We start from the raw sequence: 18,963 nt of genomic DNA, 5'->3' as shown, positions 1-18,963 counted from the left end.
GTAGCGCCCGCAGCAGGTGACGACGCTGCGGACACGGTCTCGGAAGCGCCCGCAGCAGGTGACGACGCTGCGGACACGGTCTCGGAAGCGCCCGCAGCAGGTGACGACGCTGCGGACACGGTCTCGGAAGCGCCCGCAGGAGGTGACGACGCTGCGGGCACGGTCTCGGGGGCGCCCGCCAGGGGTGGCGGCGCGGTGGTTCGTGTCCCGGGCGGCTGCTCGCCCTCCGCGGCGAGGCGGAGGGTGGTCGCGTGGAGGCGGGCGAGGAGTTCGTGCGGGTCGAGGTCGAGCGTCGTCAGGCTGTGGACGGCGGTCCGCAGCCGGCTCATGGTGGCGACCGCTCCGGGTCCCCTGGACTCGACCTGCCCCACGACGAGCGCCACGCGCGCCCCCGGCAGGGGGATCACGTCGCACCAGGAGCCCGCGCCGCTGCCGCCCGGCCGGTGGCGGCGGGCGACGCCGACGGCGCTCTGGGTGGCCTCCTCCCTCGGCGGCGGCCAACTCTGCAGGGCGGTCATGACGATGTGCTCGCGGGTGTACCGGAGGGCGTTCTCCAGACAGTTCGCGGTACGGGACGCGAGGGCGTCGGCGAGGGCGCGGTCGTCGGGGCCGTACGGCTCCGCGTCGTCGAGGCGCCGGAAGGCGACCGCGCCGAAGATCTGCCCCCGTACGGTCAGGGGCACCACGAGGCGCGTGCCCGGGTCCCCGCCCGCCGCGGGGCCGGACTCCGGCGGCCGGTCCTCGAAGATGCCCGGCAGGAGGAGGGCGCCGGCCTCCGGGGCCTCCGGTCCGTGCTCCGTCCTCCCGGTGGCGGCGCAGCGCAGCAGCGGGACCGTGTCCCGGGACTGGAGGGCCGGGTCCTGGCCCCGGAAGACGGCGTCGGTGAGGGCGACCACGACGGAGTCGGCGAAGGCCGGCACGGTCACGTCGACGAGCTCCCGGGCGGTGCGCTCGACGTCGAGGCGCGTCCCGATGCGCTCGTGGGCGTCGTGGAGGAGCCGCAGACGGGCGTGCGCCCGTTCGCGGTCGGTGACGTCGGTGCTGGTGACGACCACGCCGAGGACCCGGCCCGTGGCGTCCTGGAGGCGGTGGGCGGAGGTCGAGTAGACGTGCTCGCTGTGCTCGGCGCCGGGTGAGTGACCGGCGACGAGCCGGTCGCTCGTGGAGCGGCCCGTCGCGAGGACCTCGCGCAGGACGGCTTCGTCGATGTGCACGCCGGCGTACGCGGCGTACGCCTCGACCGCGGGCATGCCGAGGAGCCGGTCGGCGGGGACGCCGTGAAGCCCGGCCACGACGGCGTTCACCCGGACGACGCGCAGCTCCGTGTCCAGGACGTGGAGCCCGATGTCGGCCTGGGTGAAGACGGCGTCCAGGACGGCGTCGCCCCACCCGGTCTCCGCACCCCAGGGTTCGCCGCCCCCGCGCCGGGGCGTACCCGTCTGCTCGTGCTCACGGTGTGCGTCCACTCGTCGTCGCTCCCGCCGGACGTGCTCGGCCGCGCCTCAGCCGATCCCGACGAGCCTCTCCCAGATCCGGCCGTCCCGCGAGCGCAGCGGCGGTGGCCTCCGGCGGCATGGGTACAGTCGGAAACCGGACGAGCCGGGGCGAAGGAGGCCGACGGAGCATGGCGGTGGACGAACTCGACACGCGGATCCTGCGGCTGCTGATCGAGCAGCCGAGGACGAGCGTGCGCGAGTACGCGCGGATCCTGGGGGTGGCGCGGGGCACCGTGCAGGCGAGGATCGACCGGCTGGAGCGGGACGGGGTGATCACGGCGACCGGCCCGGTCCTCTCCCCCGCCGCCCTCGGCCATCCGGTGCTCGCCTTCGTGCACGTCGAGGTGACCCAGGGGCATCTGAACGAGGTCGGCGACGCGCTGGCGGGCGTGCCGGAGATCGTGGAGGCCTTCTCCATCACCGGCGGCGGCGATCTCCTGACCCGGGTGGTGGCCCGCGACGCCGGGCACCTGGAGGACGTCATCCAGCGGCTGATCCAGCTGCCCGGCGTGGTCCGCACCCGGACCGAGATCGCGCTGCGCGAGCGGGTGGCGCACCGGCTGCTTCCCCTGGTCGAGGCGGTCGGACGGCGTGCGGGAACGGCCTGAGCCTGCACGCCCGTTGGTCGATCACCCAAGTCGGCTGGCAGATGCCATGAGACTGCCACCGATCCCTTGCAGATGAGATCCGCTACCGCCTAACGTGATCGCCATGCAGTCCTACACCATCGGTCAGGCGGCACGCCTGCTCGGCGTCAGCCCCGACACGGCACGCCGCTGGGCCGACGCGGGCCGGGTCGCGACCCACCGCGACGAGAACGGCCGGCGCCTCATCGACGGCCGCGACCTGGCGGCCTTCTCCATCGAGGTCGGGCAGGGCGCCCACGGGGACGAGGAGGAGTCCTACACCTCGGCCCGCAACGCCTTTCCCGGGATCGTGACCGCCGTCAAGCTCGGCGACGTCGCCGCCCAGGTCGAGATCCAGTCCGGTCCGCACCGGCTCGTCTCGCTGCTCACCCGCGAGGCGGTGGAGGAGCTGGGCCTGGAGGTCGGCATGCAGGCCACCGCCCGCGTGAAGTCGACCAGCGTGCACATCGACCGCACCTGAGACCCTCCGGGACGCGGACCTCGGGAAGCCCGGGGGCTGTGGACCCGGAGCCGGCGGTGGGGTCTGCCCGAGCCCGGGGGGACGGGCAGCCCCCATTCCGTCGCACCCTCCACCGTACGCATGACGGAACGTCAGCAGCCGTGCCCGGGAACGATATTCGGGTGCGCCGCGAGCACCCCTGTGGCAGTGTGCGACCGCCCTGTCCCCGTGCGATCCGGAGCGTCCCGTGTCCCTGCCCGAGCGGCTCGTCCCCCTTCTCGACCAGTTCGACTTCGCCCGGAAGCGGCTCGCCGACCGGATGGCGGGGCCGGTGATGGACAGCGGCAACGGTACGGACGTCGAGGTCGGCCCGATGACCGACGCGGAGTACCTGTGGGAGCCGGTGCCCGGCTGCTGGTCGGTCCGGCGGCACGCCGACGGCCCGGGCGAGCGCGCGACCCTCCTGGTCGGCGCCGGCGAGTGGGGCCGGGACACGACGCCTCCGCCGCACCCCGTGCCGCCGCCGTTCACGACGATCGCCTGGCGGCTGAACCACCTCTCCGAGATGCTCGCGCTGCGCGCCGACCACACCCACGGCAGCCGCAGCCTGACCCGTGACGACTTCCCGATCGCCGGGGACGCCGCCACCGCCCTCGCCGCCTTCGACACGGCCGCCGACGCCTGGCGCGAGGCGCTGCTGTCCGCCGACGACAAGGCGCTCGACACGGTCGGCCACTGCACCTACCCGCACGGCAGCGACGCGGAGAACCCCTTCCTGGAGATCGTCTGGTGGGTCAACCAGGAACTCCTGCACCACGGGGCCGAGATCGCCCTCCTCCGCGACCTCCACCGGCTGCTCCCGTAAGGGGGTTCAGCGGGTCGTACGGGCGATGAGCATCGCCACGTCGTCCTGGGCGGCTCCCGGGAGGAGCCGCCCGATGACCTCGTCGCACAGCGTGTCCAGGGGCCGGTCCAGCGGCTGCAGCGCCGCCGCGAGCTGCCGCATGCCCTGGTCGAGGTCCCGGTCACGGGCCTCGATGAGACCGTCCGTGTAGAGGACGAGGAGTCCGCCGCCCGGCACGACGACCTCCTCCGCGCCGAAGTCATGGGCCCCGGTGCCGAGCGGCGTCCCGGGCGGTCCGTCGAGGAAGGTGACGGCGCCGTTCGGGGTGGCGACGGCCGGCGGCAGATGGCCCGCGCGGGCGATCACCCAGCGGCCGTCGGACGGGTCGTGGACCGCGTACACACAGGTCGCCATCTCGTCCTCGCCGAGGTCGGCGACGACGGCGTCCAGGGAGCTCAGCATGCGGGCCGGCGCGATGTCGTGGCGGGCCAGGGTCCTTACGGCGGTGCGCAGTTGGCCCATGACGGCCGCCGCGTGGATGCCGTGGCCCATGACGTCGCCGATGACCAGGCCCGTCCTTCCGCCGGGCAGCGCGATGACGTCGAACCAGTCGCCGCCGACGTCGTGGGAGCTCGCGGGAAGGTACCGGCCGGTGAGTTCGAGGCCGGTGACGTCGGGGAGCGCGCTGTTGGTGAGGCTGCGCTGGAGGGTGAGGGCGGCCTCCCGCTGGGTGGTGTAGAGCCGGGCGTTGTCGATGTTGAGGGCGGCGCGGGCGACGACCTCGTCGATGAGGACGCAGTCCTGCGCGTCGAAGGGCTCTCGGGTGCGGAGCCGGGTCACCGTGACCGCCCCGAGCACCTGCCCCCGCGCCACCAGGGGGACGAGCCGGGCCGAGCCGATGCGGGTGGCGAGGTAGGTGCGGAGCGACTCGGTGCGCGGATCGGTGAAGAGCCCCGGGATGTCGGAGGTGTAGAGGTTCGTGGGCCGTCCGTGGACGACCACCTGCTCGTACACGGAGTCGAGGGGGATCTGGAAGGTCTGGCCCGGCGCGAGGAACGCCGTCGGCGCCGACGGGTCGGGGAAGCGGGCCGCGAGGCGCCGCAGCACCCCCCGGGTGGAGGCCGCGGGATCGTCGGGTTCGAGGACCGACTCCAGCATCTGCACGTCGGCCGAGTCGGCCAGCTGGGGCACGAGGAAGGCGACGGCCTCCTCGGCCGTCTGCTTCAGGTCCAGGGTGGTGCCGATCCTGGCGCCGGCCTCGGAGAGCAGCGCGAAGCGGTGGCGGGCGCGCTCGACCTCGATGTGCGCCTCCTGGCTCTCGGTGATGTCCACGAGCGAGGCGATGAGGCCGAGCTGGCGCCGCTCCGTGCGGTCGACGAGCGGGGCGTACGAGCAGGACCAGATGTGGTCGCGGTCGGGGTCGGCGGGGGTACGGCCGACCCGGCGGGCGTCCACCACGGCCGTACCGCTCTCCAGGACCTGGCGCATGAGGGACTCGAGCGAGGCGGCGTTGACGCCGGGCACGACCTCGGTGAGCCGGAGGCCCACGTGCCGGGCGGGCGACACGCCGTTCATCCGCGCGAGGGCGTCGTTCACGCGCAGGAAGCGCAGATCGGGGCCGAGCAGGGCGAGCCCTATGGGCGACTGGGTGAAGAGGCTCTCCATCGCCGCCAGGTTGTCCCGCATCCGCAGGACCTCGGAGGTCTCCACGGCGATGAGCATCGCCCCGGGGCGTCCGGCCGGGTCGGTGGCCGGGACGATCCACATCTCCATGGCGACCGTGTGGCCGTCGCGGTGCCGGACGGGCAGCGTGCCGACCATCGTCTCGCCCGCCTGGACGCGATCGGTGAGCCGGTCGGCGAGTTCACGGTTCGCGTCGGGGACGAGGAGCGGGGTGGCGAGCCTCCCGAGGACGTGCTCGGGCCGGTGGCCGAGGAGGTCCTGCGCGGCGAGCGACCACTCGACGATGCGCCCCTCGGCGTCCTCCCGCCAGAGGGCGATCGGCAGCAGCTCGCGGAGCACACCCGCGTCCCCGACGGCCGCCCGGGGCGGCTGCGGAACCCTGCTCGACGACTGATGAGTCTCCAACGCATCGACCTACGCATCGGCCTGGCCCCAGGGGGCGCAATCCCTACCGAATCACCCTAGCCGAGGAGCTGTCGGCGGGCCCGGCACAGTGCGGCCGTTCGGTACGGAACCGTGTCCAGACCTGGGCGCCGGATGCCGGGCGCCGGGGCGCCGGTGCCGAGCGCTTGGGCCCGAGCGCAGGGTGCCGGGTGCCGGGTGCCGAGCGCTTGGGCCCGAGCGCAGGGTGCCGGGCGCCGGTACCGAGCGCTTGGGCCCGAGCGCAGGGTGCGGGGCGCCGGTGCCGAGCGCTTGGGCCCGAGCGCAGGGTGCGGGGTGCCGGGTGCCGGGCACCGGGGGCGCGACGGCGCTCGACCGCCGGGGCCGGGTGCGGCCGGCGGCGGGCCCGCTGTTCTCCCGCGCCGCCGACCTGCACGACGGCACGCCACCGACAGCAGGCCCGCTCAGGGATGCATCCTCGCCCCCTTGAGCACCTTGTCCACGGCGTTCCGCGGCCCGTACACGGCGATGCCCGCCAGATCGAGCTGTCCCGCGCCCACGGCCCGTACGGCGGCGCGGTTGTCCCGGTCGTTGCCGGTGATGAAGAGGTCGGTCGTGAACACGGCGCGGGGCAGCCCGCGGGAGAGGGCCCGGCCGTGGGCGGCGGTCAGCGTCTCCTTGGTCCCCTCGAAGACCAGGACGGGCTGGCGGAACATCGGCAGGTACGGGGTGTCGTCGGCGTCGGCGTACCGTTCGCCGATCACCTCGGGGAGCTCCGTTCCGAGGCCGCTGACCAGGAACGCCGTCACGTTCAGCCGCTGCCAGGTCTCCAGGTCATCGCGCAGCAGCACGGCGATCCTGGTGTCGAAACGAACGGGGGCGTGGTCTGTCGTCGTCATGCTCCGAGACTGCCGCCGGCCCCTCGGCGCGGTCTTGTACATTCCTTGCATGGTGGCCAACACGGCGCTCCGTCAGGAGGTCTCGGCGTGGCGCCCGCGCGTGCCGGGTGTCGTGGAGGTGTTCCACGCCCGGTTCACCGAGCACGCGTACCCGATGCACGTGCACGACGTGTGGACCTTGCTCATCGTGGACGACGGCGCGGTCCGCTACGACCTCGACCGGCACGAGCGCGGCACGCCCGGCGACACGGTGTCCCTGCTCCCGCCGCAGGTCCCGCACAACGGCTCGCCCGCCACCTCCGACGGCTTCCGCAAGCGGGTCCTGTACCTGGACCTCACGCAGCTGGACGAGAGCTTCATCGGGCCCGCGGTCGACGCGCCCGACCTGGTCGACCCGTTGCTGCGGCGGCGCGTCGGGCAGTTGCACACCGCGCTCGCGGAGCCGGGCGACGAGCTGGAGGCGCAGAGCCGTCTCGCCCTCATCGGCGACCGGCTGCGCGGTCATCTGCGGCCGGGGCTGCTCACGCCCGCGCGTGCGGCCGATCCGGGGGTGGCGCACGGCCTGCGGGAGCTCCTGGACGCGCGTCTCGTGGAGGGCGTGACGCTGGACGAGGCCTCCCTGCTGCTCCATGCCCATCCGGCGCATCTCGTACGGGCGTTCAGCGGGGCCTTCGGTATCGCACCGCACCAGTACCTGACGGCCCGCCGGGTCGACCGGGCCCGCCGGCTTCTGCTCGACGGGCAGCCGCCGGCGGAGGTGGCGGCCGCGACCGGCTCTACGACCAGTCGCACCTGAACCGCTCGTTCAAGCGGATCGTGGGCACCACCCCGGGGCGCTTCGTCCGGACGCGCGGAGGCCCGTACCCGCTGTCGTGAACTGGCCACGGGGAGAAGGCGCGGAGCCGTTCCGGAGCGACAAGGTCTGCGCCCAGGGGCGTCACAACGGCGAGTGATCCCGATCGGAAAGCGAGCGCTCCTGCCCGGAAAAGTGACGAACGCGCCAAATACTCCGCCTCCGGACCTGCGGACGACCGAATTCCGCCTATCGTCACTCAAACGGACCAGATGATGCACAGGTAGTCATCTCGCCTGGTCGCAGTAATTCCAGCGCCCCGCCGAACGCCCTGTCGGAGCCGATCTTCCGCCCGCACTCTGAACACCAGGGAGTAGCGAGTGGAAAGCGGGGGTCGAGTGGACACGGGCAAGGACGTGGACGTGTGCGTCGTCGGGGCCGGACCGGTCGGACTGACGCTCGGGATCGCCCTGCGCCGCCTGGGGCTGCGGGTACGGATCGTCGACGAGGCGCCGGCCGCCAAGCACGAGGCTCGGTCCCTGGTGCTCTGGGCGCGGGCCCGTGAGGCGCTGGACGCCCTCGGGGTCGGCGAGCTCCTCCGGTGTCACGGGGTGGAGCTGGACGCGGTCACGATCCACGCGCGCGACCGGTTCCTCGGCGAGCTCACCACCGGCTGGGCGCTCTCCGCGCACGCCCGCCCCCTCAACATCGAGCAGCACGACATCGAACGCCTCCTCTGCGAGGAACTCGCCCGCCTCGGCACCCGCGTCGAGTGGGACACCGAGCTGACGGACGTCGAACTCCACCAGGACCGGGCCGAGTTCACACTGCTCCACGGGGACGGCGGCGGGATCGAGTCCGCCGCCGCGCCGTGGACCGTCGGCTGCGAAGGCACGGCCAGCGTCGTCAGGGACCGGCTCGGCATCGCGTTCGAGGGCCGCCGCCGCACCGGCCTCCAGGCGGTGCAGGGCAACGCCCGCCCCACCTGGCCGCTCGGCGCTCGTCCGGGACGCGGGCACATCTTCCTCGCCCCGCACCGCTCGCTGCTCGCGTGCCCGGCGGCGCTGGGCGTGCTGCTCGACCGGCTGCCTGCGCTCGGCCGCGGCGCGCGGCCGGCGGTGGAGGTGGAGTACGCGCCGGACTGGGTGTTCCACGGGCCGGCGCGACTGCGGCTGTCGTAGGTGACACATGTGCCCCGGGTGGCTCGGGAACCTCTCCGAACCCTCCCGCGTCATACCCCCCAAGGGTATACAGAGGAGAGGTTCCATGACGACGAGAAGACTGACCGCACTCGCCCCCGAGCAGGCACCCGGGCGCGCACGCGAGCTGCTCACCGACATCGTCGAACGACACGGTTCCGTCGGCGAGATGGTGTCCACGATGGCGCACTCCCCCGCGCTGCTCGACGGCTATCTCAGCCTGTCGCGCGCCATGAAGCGGGTGAAGATCCCACGCGCCCTGAGCGAGAAGCTGTCGCTCGCCGTCCAGGAGTGGATCGGCTGCGGCACCTGCCGCGAGGCGCACCGCGAGGCCGGCCGCGCGGCGGGACTGACCGAGACCGACATCGAACTCGCCCGTCAGGGCACGTCGACCGACCCGCGCGAGGCCGCGCTCATCGGCCTCGCGCTGCGGGTCCTCGCCGAACCGGGCGCCCTCTCCGACGAGGACGTCGCCGAGGTGCGGGGGCACGGCTGGAGCGACCGGGTGATCGCCGAGGTGGTCGGCGTGGTCACCCTCAACCTCCTGACCGGCGCCTTCAACCTGCTGGCGGGCATCCAGCCGGAGTCCGCGGACTGACACCACAGGGGTGGTTACCGAGCCGCGCCCCTCGACCTGCGGGCGGGGCCGGCCGAGCGGAGGTCGGCGAGGAGTTCCGCCTGGCCCGCGAGCACGCCGGAGAGGATCGTACGGGCGACCCGCAGCAGCTCCACGACCTGCGGGCTCGTCAGCGCGTAGTAGACGGCCACGCCCTCGCGCCGGGCCACGACCAGATTGGCCCGGCGCAGCACGGCCAACTGCTGGGAGAGGTACGCCGCTTCGACACCGGTGTCCCGGAGCATCTCGGCCACCCCGTGCTCGCGCTCGCTCAGCAGCTCGAGGACGCGGATGCGGACGGGATGCCCCAGCGTCTTGAAGAACTCCGCCTTCAGTTGGTAGAGCGGCGCACTCATCGCACCCACCCCGCGCCTCGCTTCGACCCAGCACTCTGCACCATGCCCCCCATCCTCACCCCTCCGCGCGGGAGGGACGCACCGGGGCGGACGGAAACCGTCAGGTCAGCTGAGGTCGGCTCAGGTCGGATACGTCGTCCGGCGCGGGAGGGCGCGCGGGCTCAGGGCGCCTTCGGGGACGTGAACGTGACCCCGGCGGCCGGGACCATGGTCTCCGCGTCGCTGCCGAGGGCGTAGGCCGCGACGCGCGAGACCGTCGCGGCCGGAACGGCCTCGCAGATGCCCGGCGCGGCCGGGATGTCCTGCGTGGCGTGGGCGTCGTGCGGGACGACGACCCGGTAGCCGAGCTCCAGGGCCGTACGGGCCGTGGCCTGCACGCACATCTCCGACATCACGCCGCAGACGGCCACCGCCCGCACCCCCGCCTCGCCGAGCACCGCACCGAGCGCGGTCTCCTCGAAGCCGTCGTCGTACGGCTTGCGGATGACCACCTCGGTGGGGCCGGGCCGCACGGGGTGGTGGAGTTCCCAGCCGGGCGTGTGCGGTTCGTCCTCGGCCCCGGGCGGCCCGTCGTTCTGCAGGTGGGCGATGAACGCCCCGTCCCGCCGCGCCCGGGCGATCAGGTCGGTCGTCCGGTCGACGAGCCGTTCGGCGGCCGGCACGGCCCCGTCACCGGTGACGAAAGCCGACTGCACGTCGACGACGATCAGGGCATCCACGGGCTGCACGCGCTGGGTCATCCGGTCATCATCACTCCCGTCCGCCGTGTCCGCCACGGGATTTCGTCCATGCCGGGGCAGGGCCCCATCCTCCGATCCCACGTCCCCGACCTGCGGGTATCCTCACGGGCCAGGGAAACAGGGGGAGGTCCGCATGGCCGAGTCGACGACGTCCGAGTGGTGGGCGCTGCTGCCCGAGGGCATGCGCGGCGAGGTCGACGGGTACGTCCTCCAGGACCGGCGCCTCCAGGCGGTACGTGTCGTCTGGGAGACGTGCCGGGGCCGTGGTCTGGGCCTCCACGAGGCGGAGAGGGTCGTCCACGACCGGTACCTGCACCACGGCGACCGGATCGCGCGCACGCCCCTGAGCCCTCTCGACCTGGAGTCCCTCGCCGCACGGGCCTCCGGCTGCCCGGGGACCGTGGTCGCGATCGAGGCGATCTGGGACGGCGACACCGTCCACGACTGGTTCGTCATCCTCCTCGCGATCACCGCCGCGCCCGCGAGCGAGCGTCCTCTCGCCACGATCTACCACGAGACGGCCGTACGGTACCTGGGCGACGCCCGGGACGCGACGGCGCTCCACCCGGAGGCCACGGCCGCCCGCCTGGCCGGCCGTGCTCTGGCCGAACACCTCGGCGTGCCCTTCCACTTCGCGAGCCCGGACACCCCCGACGACGAGGCGCCGCGGTGGCGGCCGTAGGCGTCGCCGTTAATGGTTTGCCGCGGGCGAGCGCGCTCCGATAGGAAGCCTGCATGCTGAGAGGTACCACGGTCGGGCTCAGGGCCCGGCACGAGGACGACATCCCGATCCTGCGCACCGAGCTCTACGACGACGTGGTCAACGGCTCGCGGGCCGAAGCCGCGCCGTGGCGGCCGATCACGCCGGGCTCGAAGGACCCGCGCCTCGTGGTGGACGACACGAACGAGAGGAACGTCTCCTTCTCGGTCGTGGAGTTGGGGGGCGGCACGCTGATCGGCAGCGCGAACCTCTGGGGCATCGACAACCACAGCCGGTCCGCGCACATCGGCCTGGGGCTCCTTCCGTCCGCCCGCGGCAAGGGCTACGGCACGGACGTGGTCGCGGTGCTCTGCCACTACGGCTTCATCGTGCGCGGCCTGCATCGGCTGCAGATCGAGACGCTGGCGGACAACCACGCGATGCTGCGCTCCGCCGAGCGCAACGGCTTCGTGCGCGAGGGCGTGCTGCGTTCCTCGGCCTGGGTCCTGGGGGAGTTCCTCGACGAGGTCCTGCTCGGCCGGCTCGCCCACGAATGGCAGTCCGGCCCGTCGTAGAACGGGGGCGAATCCGGCCGCCCCGGGGGCGCTGGGCCCCCAGGACCGGCCGGTCCTAGAGCGCCCCGCCTTCGCCCCGTCGGACCGCCCGGGTCAGTAGCCAGCGGCCCGACGCGCCCGTGCCGAACAGGCCGGCGACCAGGGTGACGAGGGCGGCTCCGGGGCCCGACGCCCAGTCCACCGTGGCGGCACGGGCGGCGAGGACCACGGCGAGCGCCAGGGCCACCACGGGGACGGCCTTGAGCGCGGGGCGGATACGGGCCAGGTCGTCCTCCACGAGGGAGCCGAGGACGCCGGCGCCGAGCGCGAGCGCCCACACGCCGAGGCCCTGCGCGTCGGCGCGGTTCACCGTCCACGGGAGCAGGGCTCCCCAGAAGGCGGGGAAGAACAGCAGGCCCGCGCCGATGCCGAGCCAGCCCGAACCGAGCACGGCGAGCGGCGGCTTCGACCACGCGGGCAGCGGGGCGACGGGACCCCGCCCCGCCAACGCCCCCGCGTCGGCGGGCCGTGCGCGGTACTGCGCCGCCAGGCAGCCCACCGCTGCGAGGGCGAGTACGCCGAGGGTGGCGACCCAGCCGAGGCTGAACAGGGCGAGGAACAGCGGGCCGCCGCGGACGGCCTGGAGGCTTCCGGCATTGAGCAGGGTCACCGTGAAGAGGCCGACGAGCACGATCACGAGCGGCAGCACCAGGCACCGGACCTCCTCCCACACGCGGGCCCGGCCGATGGTGAACAGCGCGGGCGCCACGCCCGCCATGGCCGCCCCGAGGAGCCCCGGGCTGAGCGCCTCGGGCGACACCCAGGCGCCCGCCGCGTGCCCGGTGAGGCTCGCCACGGCGAGCAGGGTGCCGACGGTGGCGCTGATGCCTCCGACGACGCCGCTCAGGACGACGACGGCGGGCGAGAGCGCCCGGCCGGTGTTCTCGGCCGTCTCCTGCGGAACGACGCTCATCCCTGGGCCCCTTCCCGAGTGGTGACCGCCACGGCCGGGGCATCCGCCGGAGCCGTCGGCAGGTCCGCGAACTCCCGCTTCCGCTTCAGGACTTCACGGGCGTACAGGATCCGCAGGCTCACCACCGTGACGGCCGCGTAGGCGAGCATGCCGCAGCCGACGCCGACGCCCGCGACGAGCGCCGTGATGCGGTCGAGGCGCAGGGTCCGCTCCAGTACGGGCACGGTCACCGCGGAGAAGGCGGGGGCCAGACAGAGCGCGGCCAGGTGCAGCGACCACTCCTCGCGCGCCCATCGGGCGCCCCGGGCGCCGGCACGGGCCGCCCGGACGGCGATGACGGCGTACGTCAGGACGTACGGGACGAGGTACGCGAGGAGCAGGCGCCGCCCGGCGGTTCCCTCGCCGAGGAACGCCACCGTGATCCACACCAGGCCCGCCGCGCCCGCGAGATGGGCGGCCACCCGCACCGCCGGCGGGCACCAGGTGCCGGTCAGACCGGGGACGGTGGCACGCCGGTCGAGGGCGCGGGAGGCGAGCAGCGCGCCGAAGGAGACGAGCGCGCCGAGGTGCATGATCGCGAGGCGGTTGATGTCGCGCAGGTCGAGCCCGGGATAGAGAGACGGCAGGATTCCCCATTCGAGCCGCAGCAGCGGAGCCGTCATCAGGAAGCCGTAGCAGAGCAGCAGCCAGCGCTGGTGGAGGTCCGGGAAGCCGCGGACGGCGGCGAGGATCCCGAAGGTCACGCTGCCGACGGTGCCGACCAGGATCGTGGCGAGGACGATCCAGAACGCGGCCCCGCTGAACGCCTCCGCCGGCGGGGTCCGCACCAGGTAGAGGGCGGCGCCCGCCATCGACACGTACACCGTGACGGCGAAGACGGTGCCGGTGATCCGGTGGAGCCGGATGCGGCGCCTGACCGCGGAGAGCAGCTGCACGGGGCCGAGCAGCATGAGGAGGCCGCCCAGGACCGAGTGCACGATCAGGGGGACCAGGCTGCGCTCGTACGGCCCCATCCGGTCGCGCACGGCCTCGGCGACGAACTCGGGGGAGACGGACCGCCCGAGCAGCCACTCGCCGACGGCGGGTGCGCCCGGGCTGGCGTACGGCCAGAGCTCGGTCATCGCGATCGGGGCGTACGCCAGACAGACCACGGTCACCGCGAGGGTGGCCGCCCTCCCCCACCCCCGTCTCGTGCCGGTCGTGCGCGCCATGGCGGTTCCCCCTTCACCTATAGTCCTGTCTGGACTATGGAGGAAGGTAGGGCGAGACACCACCGGGGTCAACCGGTCGGTAACAAGCCGTCGTTGCTGGGCTCAGCCCTCGCGGCTCTCCACCCACTGCCAGAAATCGACCATCATCCGCTCATAGCGGATGCCGAACTCCAGCGCCTCGCGCTGCCCGCGCGTCAGCAACTCACCGACCTCGTCGGCGAGTCCCTCGTACTCGTCCAGGGTCTTGCGGTGCTCGTCGATCTGGACGGGGGCGTGGACGCGCGGGCTGGCGCCGAACCACAGCTTGAGGATGCCCCGCTCGCGGGCCTCGACCGGGACGAAGGCGGGGTCGGCCAGCCAGCCGCGCAGCGCTGCCGCCCCCTCCTCCGTGAGGCTCATCAGGCGCCGGTTGCGGCCGCCCGGCTGCCGCACCTCCGACAGCAGCCCCGCCTCCAGGAGCCGGTCGCACTGCGCGTACACCTGCGCGTGCGGCATCGACCAGAACGGGGCCACCGTCCGCGCGGCCTCCACCTTCACGTCGTAAGGACTGGCCTCGCCCAGCTTGTCGATGATGCCGAGTACGAGGAAGGAAGGCGTGGTCAACCGGACTTCAGACATGCGGCGACGGTATCGCGCCGGGGCGGTGGGACGACCGGGGAGGCGGGGCGGTGGGACGACCGGGGAGGCGGGGCGGCGGGACGGGGGCGGACGTCCCGGTGGGGCGACCGGGGCGGCGCCCCACCGGGCCCTGGGCCTTCTCCCCGCCCCTACTCCGCCCGCAGCGCCCGCGCCGTCGCCGTTCGGGCCGCCCAGCCCGCCGGGAGCAGGGCGCCGGCCGTCGCGATCACCACGCCCGCCGTCGCGAGGAGCACGAGCAGCGGTGTGCCGTACACGTCGATGTCGGCGGGCGGGATCGTGGTGCCGACCGCGCGGCCCATCGCCGGCATCACCCGGCCGTGCAGGGCCACCCCGAGCGGCACGCCGACGAGGCCCGACACGAGGCCGATGGCACCGACGGAGGTGAGGACCTGCGCGACCGTCTGCCGCGGGGTCATCCCCAGGGCCTTGAAGACGCCCAGGTCACGGACGCGGTCGCGGGTGTCGAGGACCACCGTGTTGAGGACGCCGAGGCAGGCGACGGCCACGAGCATCAGGGTGAGCATGACGATCAGGGCCTGCATCGCCCGGATCACGCTCGACTTGCTGCCCTCGGTGACGGCGGCCTCCGCCCCGAGCGGTGCCACGGCGGCGTCGAGGTTCTCCGCGTAGCGCGCCGCGTCCGTGCCGTCGGTGACCGTCACGGCGAACTCGGCGGGCTGGTAGCGGGCGTGGAGCGCGGCCACGGACGCCGCCGCGGTGCGCAGAGCCATGCCGTCGTCGCCCAGGTCGAAGACCTCGCCGACGATCCGGACCCGGACCGTGCGGCCCTGCTCGGAGAGGGTGACGGTGTCGCCGGCGCGGACGCCGGTGGCGCGCAGGAACCGGGTGGCCGCGACGGCCTCCCCCGGGGCCGCGAACCAGCGCCCGGAGACCATCGTGTGGCGGCTGCCGGCCGTGTCCCCCTCGTACGCGACGAGGGGCGCGCCGCCCTTGAGCCCGGCCACGTCCAGCTGCGTGCGGGCCGTCCGGTACACCGAGCCGGTGCCCGGCAGCCCGGAGATCGCCGCCGTCACGGCGGCGGGGTCGGCGGGCCTGCCCGGCAGGGCGGCCGGACCCCCGGGGTTCCCGCGGGGCACGGCGACCGTGTGGACGGTGACGTCGCCGCCGCGGTCCGGGTCGCCGTCGGTCTTGACGGCGACGAGGGTGCTGCCGAGGCCCACGGCGAAGGTCACCGCGAGGGCGCCGAAGGTCACCGCGGCGGCCGTGCTCGCCGCCCGCGCGGGGCGGGCGAAGGGCGCGGCGAGCCCCAGGGTGACGGGCCGGGGCAGCGGCAGCCGCCCGAACAGGCCGCGGACGGCGCGGCTCCGGCCGCCGCCGGTGGCGGGTCCGACGCGCAGGACCGTCGCGGTCGGCAGCCGGGCCGCGCGCAGGGCGGGCCCGAAGGCGGTGGCGGCCACCAGGGCGAGCCCGCCGGCCGGTACGGCGAGGTCCACCCACAGCGGGATGAGGACCTCGGTCGTGCCGTACACCTCGGCCACCTCGGCCATGAGGGGCACGGCGAGCACGTTTCCGAGGGCGACGCCGAGCACGGCCCCGACGGTGCCCGGGATCAGCGCCTGGGCCACGTACGCGCGTCCCACCTGGAACGGGGTGAAGCCGAGGGACTTGAGGATCCCGATCCGGCGGGTCGCGGCGCCGACGGCGCCGCTCACCACGATCCCGATCACCAGGACCGACATCGCGAGCCCGAGGAGCGCGAAGGCGGTGACGAAGGGCACGAAGGCGGCCGTGTTCGCACGGGCGGTCTCCCGTACGTCGAGGTACGAGCGGCTGCCGGTGACCGCTCCGGCCGGCACGGCGCCCGCGACGGCCTTCTGTCCGGCCGTCACGTCGGCGGCGGTGTCGGCGTCGGTGAGCCGGTAGAGCATCTGGAGCGCGGGCCGCCGCCCTCCGGCGAGCGCCGTGAGCTGCCCGGGGACGACCCAGGCGTCGGCGCTCTCGCCGACGGACTCGGCGATGCCCACGACAGTGAGGGTGACGCCGCCGGCGGTCACCCGGGCCCCGGAGCCCGAGCTCGGCGGTTCGGATCCCCGCTCCAGGACGATCTCGCCGGGAGCCGTGGCCCACCGGCCCTCGGTCAGGGTCACCGCGTCCACGGCTCCGGCGGCGGAGGCCCGGCCGACGACCGTCAGCGGGGGCGGCGCGAACCCCGGCGGGGCCGCTCGGTCCGCCGTCAGGCGCACGGAGGTGACGGCGAACGGGCCCGAGGCGGCGGCCACTCCGGACGCGCGGGCGGTGGCCGCGGCCTGCTCCGGGGTGACGGCGGAACCGTCGAACCGCACGGTCAGATGGGCGCCGTGCTGCCGGGCGAAGGCCCGGTCGAAGGGCGCGCCCGAGGCGACGAGCAGACCGAGCGCGAGGACGGCGGAGGCGACGGAGAGCAGCGTGGTCAGGACCATCACGGCCGTCTGCGTGCGCCGCCGCCCGACCCCGGCCCGTACGACCCGGCCGAGTGCCCCGGCGCCCTTCCGTCCGCTCCGCGCGGTCGAGGCGAGGGGCTGCGCGGTGCCCGGGGTCTCGGTGGCGGGCCGCGCGCTCATCGGGCCACCGCCGGGACGTCGCGGGTGATGCGGCCGTCGACGAGTTCGATCGTGCGCGTCGCGCAGGCCTCGGCGAGCGCCAGGTCGTGGGTGACGAGGACGATCGTCTGACCGTCTGCGTTGAGTGCGCGCAGGAGGTCGCGGACGTCGGCGCCGGACGCGGTGTCGAGTGCTCCGGTGGGTTCGTCGGCGAGGAGCAGCGGCGGCTCGTTCATCAGGGCGCGGGCGACGGCGACGCGCTGCCGTTCGCCGCCGGAGAGGCGGCCGGGATGCACGCGCGCGTGGCGGGCGACACCGAGCCGTTCGAGGAGTTCGGCGGCGCGTCCCGCCGCCCGGCCGCGCGCCATGCCGGCGAGCTGGGCGGGCAGCAGCACGTTGTCGAGGACGGTGAGGTCGTCGAGGAGGTTGAAGAACTGGAAGACCATGCCGATGCGGTCGCGCCGGTAGCGGGCGGAGGCCGTCTCGCTCAGCGCGTCGACGCGGAGCCCGTCGACGGTCACCCGGCCCGTGCTCGGCCGGTCGAGACCGGCGAGGAGGTTGAGGAGGGTCGACTTGCCGCTGCCGGAGGGGCCGAGCACGGCGAGCGACTCCCCGCGCGCCACCCGCAGGTTCAGCCCGGCGAGCGCCGCCGGCCCCTCGTCGTACGTCCTGCCGACCTCGCTCAGGTCGATGAGCGGCTCGGCTTCGATGGGCGTCATGGGGCCTCCAGGGCGTGGGGTCGGTCGGGTTTCGCCCCGAAAGCTAGGAGCGGTGCGCCCTTTGGCGCGTCGGCCGTGGTGGCGAAGATCCGTACCGTGGGCGGCGGAGGCGCGGGAGGGTCATCCGCGCGATGTACACCGCGCGGACGGGGCCGTGGTCCTCCGGGCCGATTCGCGCCCGCGTGCCCGCTTGGCACACTGCACCGGTGATCAGGTACGAGGAACTCATGGCCCGGGTGCGCGGGTCGCGGACCATCGGTGCGCCGCCCCCGCTGTCCCGCTGGGCGTGGCTGGCCGACGGGCTGCTCGCCCTGTCGCTGACGGTCGCCACCCTCGTCGGGAACATGAACCGCTCGTACCTGGAGCTCCGGCCGGACCTGGCGGGGAGCAAGACCCGGGTGCCCGGGCAGCTCCCGACCCCGCCCGCGCCCCCGCACGTGCCGGGGGCTCCGGACGGCCCGCACCCGGTGCCCGCCGTGGAGCATCTGCTGCCGCCGGTGGAGGCCTGGGAGCTGGCGGCGGCGGTGCTGACCGCGCTGCCGCTGGTGCTGCGGCGCCGCTTCCCGCTGGCCGTCTACTGGGTGGTGACGGCCGCGACGGTGGTCCTGCACCTGGGGGACGCCGCCGACGACGCCACGCGGATCACCTTCGCCTCGGGGCTCGTCGCCGCGTACAGCGCGGCGATGTACAGCCCGCACCGCAAGTCGGTGGTGGCCTCGCTCCTGGCCGGCGCCCTGCTCTACGCGGTCTTCCCGCTGGTCCCGGCCGTCGACAGCGACCTCGTGCCCGTCCTCGTCCTGCTGCCGCTCGCCCTCGCCTCGCACGGCGTCCATCTGTGGCGGCAGCGCGAGCGGGTGCTGCGGGAGGAGCAGGAGGCGGCGCTGCGGCGGGCGGTGGAGGCCGAGCGGTCCCGGATCGCGCGGGAGCTGCACGACGTGGTCACCCACAACGTGAGCATGATGACGATTCAGGCCGGTGCGGCGCGCACGGTCCTGGCCGCCTCCCCCGACCTGGCCCGGGAGGCGATGCTCGCGGTGGAGGCGGCCGGACGGACGGCGATGTCGGAGCTGCGGCATGTGATGGGGCTGCTGACGATGGCCGGGGACGGTCCCGATCCGGCCGCCGACGTGGCGCTCGCCCCGCAGCCGGGCCTGGACCGGCTGACGGAGCTGACGGACCGGGTGCGTTCCTCGGGGGTGCCGGTGGAGGTGGCGGTGCGGGGCGTCCCGGTGGAGCTGCCGGCCGGGGTGGACCTCGCCGCGTACCGGGTGGTGCAGGAGGCGCTGACGAACGCGGTGAAGCACGCGGCGGGCGCGCGGGTGTCGGTGACGGTGGAGTACGGGACGGACCGGCTGTGCGTCGAGGTGTCCGACACGGGCGGGCGCCGGCTGCGGACGGCGGAGCCGGGCGGCGGCCACGGGCTGCTCGGACTGCGGGAAAGGCTCGCGGTGTACGGCGGTACGCTCGACGCGGGCAGCCGCCCGCACGGCGGGTACCGGGTCCGTGCGGTGATTCCGTGGGAGGTGCCGTGACC

The 18,963-nt window shown here is 74.4% G+C and carries 18 protein-coding genes and 1 pseudogene; 9 read left to right on the top strand and 10 right to left on the bottom strand.

The features are described from left to right. On the bottom strand, window positions 1-1,466 hold a 1,466-nt coding region (locus ABT041_RS09595), incomplete at its 3' end, for a PAS domain-containing protein (protein ID WP_351181681.1). A 158-nt stretch (window positions 1,467-1,624) separates the two neighbouring features. Here ABT041_RS09595 and ABT041_RS09590 point away from each other — a divergent pair. The 3 genes from ABT041_RS09590 (at window position 1,625) to ABT041_RS09580 (ending at window position 3,447) form a co-directional block, all read left to right on the top strand. Continuing rightward, window positions 1,625-2,104: an Lrp/AsnC family transcriptional regulator gene (locus ABT041_RS09590; RefSeq protein ID WP_351181678.1), complete on the top strand. Its 480-nt coding sequence runs from the start codon at window positions 1,625-1,627 to the stop codon at window positions 2,102-2,104. A gap of 103 nt (window positions 2,105-2,207) precedes the next feature. After that, entirely contained in the window at window positions 2,208-2,603 is a 396-nt protein-coding gene (locus ABT041_RS09585) for a TOBE domain-containing protein (RefSeq protein WP_351181676.1), read from the top strand. Between the two features lie 226 nt (window positions 2,604-2,829). After that, window positions 2,830-3,447 (top strand): DinB family protein, encoded by a 618-nt coding sequence (locus ABT041_RS09580; RefSeq protein ID WP_351181673.1) that lies wholly within the window; start codon window positions 2,830-2,832, stop codon window positions 3,445-3,447. A gap of 6 nt (window positions 3,448-3,453) precedes the next feature. Here the strand turns inward: ABT041_RS09580 and ABT041_RS09575 are convergent, their stop codons facing one another. Together ABT041_RS09575 and ABT041_RS09570 are read right to left on the bottom strand one after the other, a co-directional pair. Further along, on the bottom strand, window positions 3,454-5,514 hold the full coding sequence (locus ABT041_RS09575; RefSeq protein ID WP_351181670.1) for a SpoIIE family protein phosphatase: 2,061 nt from the start codon (window positions 5,512-5,514) through the stop codon (window positions 3,454-3,456). A gap of 440 nt (window positions 5,515-5,954) precedes the next feature. Beyond that, window positions 5,955-6,440, bottom strand: coding sequence for a DUF2000 family protein (locus tag ABT041_RS09570; RefSeq protein ID WP_502976424.1), 486 nt, complete (start codon window positions 6,438-6,440; stop codon window positions 5,955-5,957). Between ABT041_RS09570 and ABT041_RS09565 the strand changes: the two are divergent. From ABT041_RS09565 to ABT041_RS09555, 3 genes and pseudogenes are all read left to right on the top strand, one after another. Beyond that, window positions 6,439-7,265, top strand: a pseudogene (locus ABT041_RS09565) (helix-turn-helix domain-containing protein). The gene ABT041_RS09570 and the pseudogene ABT041_RS09565 overlap by 2 nt on opposite strands. A 315-nt stretch (window positions 7,266-7,580) precedes the next feature. Beyond that, window positions 7,581-8,363 (top strand): FAD-dependent oxidoreductase, encoded by a 783-nt coding sequence (locus ABT041_RS09560; RefSeq protein WP_351181664.1) that lies wholly within the window; start codon window positions 7,581-7,583, stop codon window positions 8,361-8,363. Between the two features lie 85 nt (window positions 8,364-8,448). After that, window positions 8,449-8,979, top strand: coding sequence for a carboxymuconolactone decarboxylase family protein (locus ABT041_RS09555; RefSeq protein ID WP_351181661.1), 531 nt, complete (start codon window positions 8,449-8,451; stop codon window positions 8,977-8,979). 14 nt (window positions 8,980-8,993) lie between these two features. On the opposite strand, the gene ABT041_RS09550 is transcribed toward ABT041_RS09555, so the two are convergent. Continuing rightward, window positions 8,994-9,353, bottom strand: a complete 360-nt coding sequence (locus ABT041_RS09550) for an ArsR/SmtB family transcription factor (RefSeq protein WP_351181658.1) — start codon at window positions 9,351-9,353, stop codon at window positions 8,994-8,996. A gap of 161 nt (window positions 9,354-9,514) precedes the next feature. Then, window positions 9,515-10,093 carry an isochorismatase family protein gene (locus ABT041_RS09545; RefSeq protein WP_351181655.1) on the bottom strand — a complete coding sequence of 193 codons (579 nt, stop codon included), beginning with the start codon at window positions 10,091-10,093 and terminating at the stop codon, window positions 9,515-9,517. Between the two features lie 133 nt (window positions 10,094-10,226). Between ABT041_RS09545 and ABT041_RS09540 the strand changes: the two genes are divergently transcribed. Beyond that, window positions 10,227-10,775 carry a hypothetical protein gene (locus tag ABT041_RS09540; protein ID WP_351181652.1) on the top strand — a complete coding sequence of 183 codons (549 nt, stop codon included), beginning with the start codon at window positions 10,227-10,229 and terminating at the stop codon, window positions 10,773-10,775. Window positions 10,776-10,828: 53 nt separating this feature from the next. Continuing rightward, complete coding sequence (locus ABT041_RS09535; RefSeq protein WP_351181649.1) at window positions 10,829-11,368, top strand: GNAT family N-acetyltransferase; 540 nt, start codon at window positions 10,829-10,831, stop codon at window positions 11,366-11,368. A 55-nt stretch (window positions 11,369-11,423) separates the two neighbouring features. Here ABT041_RS09535 and ABT041_RS09530 read toward each other — a convergent pair whose 3' ends face one another. The 5 genes from ABT041_RS09530 to ABT041_RS09510 form a co-directional block, all read right to left on the bottom strand. After that, window positions 11,424-12,320 carry a hypothetical protein gene (locus ABT041_RS09530; protein WP_351181646.1) on the bottom strand — a complete coding sequence of 299 codons (897 nt, stop codon included), beginning with the start codon at window positions 12,318-12,320 and terminating at the stop codon, window positions 11,424-11,426. Continuing rightward, the gene (locus ABT041_RS09525) at window positions 12,317-13,531 is read right to left on the bottom strand and encodes a DUF2306 domain-containing protein (RefSeq protein WP_351181643.1); all 1,215 of its coding nucleotides are present in this window, start codon (window positions 13,529-13,531) and stop codon (window positions 12,317-12,319) included. The genes ABT041_RS09530 and ABT041_RS09525 overlap by 4 nt, the downstream gene beginning before the upstream one ends. Before the next feature lie 102 nt (window positions 13,532-13,633). Next, window positions 13,634-14,149, bottom strand: coding sequence for a helix-turn-helix transcriptional regulator (locus tag ABT041_RS09520; protein ID WP_351181640.1), 516 nt, complete (start codon window positions 14,147-14,149; stop codon window positions 13,634-13,636). Window positions 14,150-14,298: 149 nt separating this feature from the next. After that, the gene (locus ABT041_RS09515) at window positions 14,299-16,731 is read right to left on the bottom strand and encodes an ABC transporter permease (protein ID WP_502976418.1); all 2,433 of its coding nucleotides are present in this window, start codon (window positions 16,729-16,731) and stop codon (window positions 14,299-14,301) included. Then, entirely contained in the window at window positions 16,728-17,429 is a 702-nt protein-coding gene (locus ABT041_RS09510) for an ABC transporter ATP-binding protein (RefSeq protein WP_351181637.1), read from the bottom strand. Before ABT041_RS09510 ends, ABT041_RS09515 begins: the two co-directional genes overlap by 4 nt. 206 nt (window positions 17,430-17,635) lie before the next feature. On the opposite strand from ABT041_RS09510, the gene ABT041_RS09505 reads away from it, so the two are divergent. Continuing rightward, window positions 17,636-18,961: a sensor histidine kinase gene (locus tag ABT041_RS09505; RefSeq protein ID WP_351181634.1), complete on the top strand. Its 1,326-nt coding sequence runs from the start codon at window positions 17,636-17,638 to the stop codon at window positions 18,959-18,961. The last annotated feature ends 2 nt before the right edge of the window (window positions 18,962-18,963 follow it).

The organism is Streptomyces sp. NPDC002825 (assembly GCF_040295385.1).
Classification (GTDB): Bacteria; Actinomycetota; Actinomycetes; order Streptomycetales; family Streptomycetaceae; genus Streptomyces.
Note: the sequence above shows the minus strand (reverse complement) of the source record. Positions and strands in the feature narration are given on the sequence as shown.

Bases quoted from the DNA above. Each gene is read 5' to 3' on its own strand.
- ABT041_RS09590 (WP_351181678.1), top strand. From the start codon at position 1,625: ATGGCGGTGGACGAACTCGACACGCGGATCCTGCGGCTGCTGATCGAG.
- ABT041_RS09585 (WP_351181676.1), top strand. From the start codon at position 2,208: ATGCAGTCCTACACCATCGGTCAGGCGGCACGCCTGCTCGGCGTCAGC.
- ABT041_RS09570 (WP_502976424.1), bottom strand. From the start codon at position 6,440: ATGCAAGGAATGTACAAGACCGCGCCGAGGGGCCGGCGGCAGTCTCGG.
- ABT041_RS09555 (WP_351181661.1), top strand. From the start codon at position 8,449: ATGACGACGAGAAGACTGACCGCACTCGCCCCCGAGCAGGCACCCGGG.
- ABT041_RS09550 (WP_351181658.1), bottom strand. From the start codon at position 9,353: ATGAGTGCGCCGCTCTACCAACTGAAGGCGGAGTTCTTCAAGACGCTG.
- ABT041_RS09545 (WP_351181655.1), bottom strand. From the start codon at position 10,093: ATGACCCAGCGCGTGCAGCCCGTGGATGCCCTGATCGTCGTCGACGTG.
- ABT041_RS09540 (WP_351181652.1), top strand. From the start codon at position 10,227: ATGGCCGAGTCGACGACGTCCGAGTGGTGGGCGCTGCTGCCCGAGGGC.
- ABT041_RS09535 (WP_351181649.1), top strand. From the start codon at position 10,829: ATGCTGAGAGGTACCACGGTCGGGCTCAGGGCCCGGCACGAGGACGAC.
- ABT041_RS09530 (WP_351181646.1), bottom strand. From the start codon at position 12,320: ATGAGCGTCGTTCCGCAGGAGACGGCCGAGAACACCGGCCGGGCGCTC.
- ABT041_RS09525 (WP_351181643.1), bottom strand. From the start codon at position 13,531: ATGGCGCGCACGACCGGCACGAGACGGGGGTGGGGGAGGGCGGCCACC.
- ABT041_RS09520 (WP_351181640.1), bottom strand. From the start codon at position 14,149: ATGTCTGAAGTCCGGTTGACCACGCCTTCCTTCCTCGTACTCGGCATC.
- ABT041_RS09515 (WP_502976418.1), bottom strand. From the start codon at position 16,731: ATGAGCGCGCGGCCCGCCACCGAGACCCCGGGCACCGCGCAGCCCCTC.
- ABT041_RS09510 (WP_351181637.1), bottom strand. From the start codon at position 17,429: ATGACGCCCATCGAAGCCGAGCCGCTCATCGACCTGAGCGAGGTCGGC.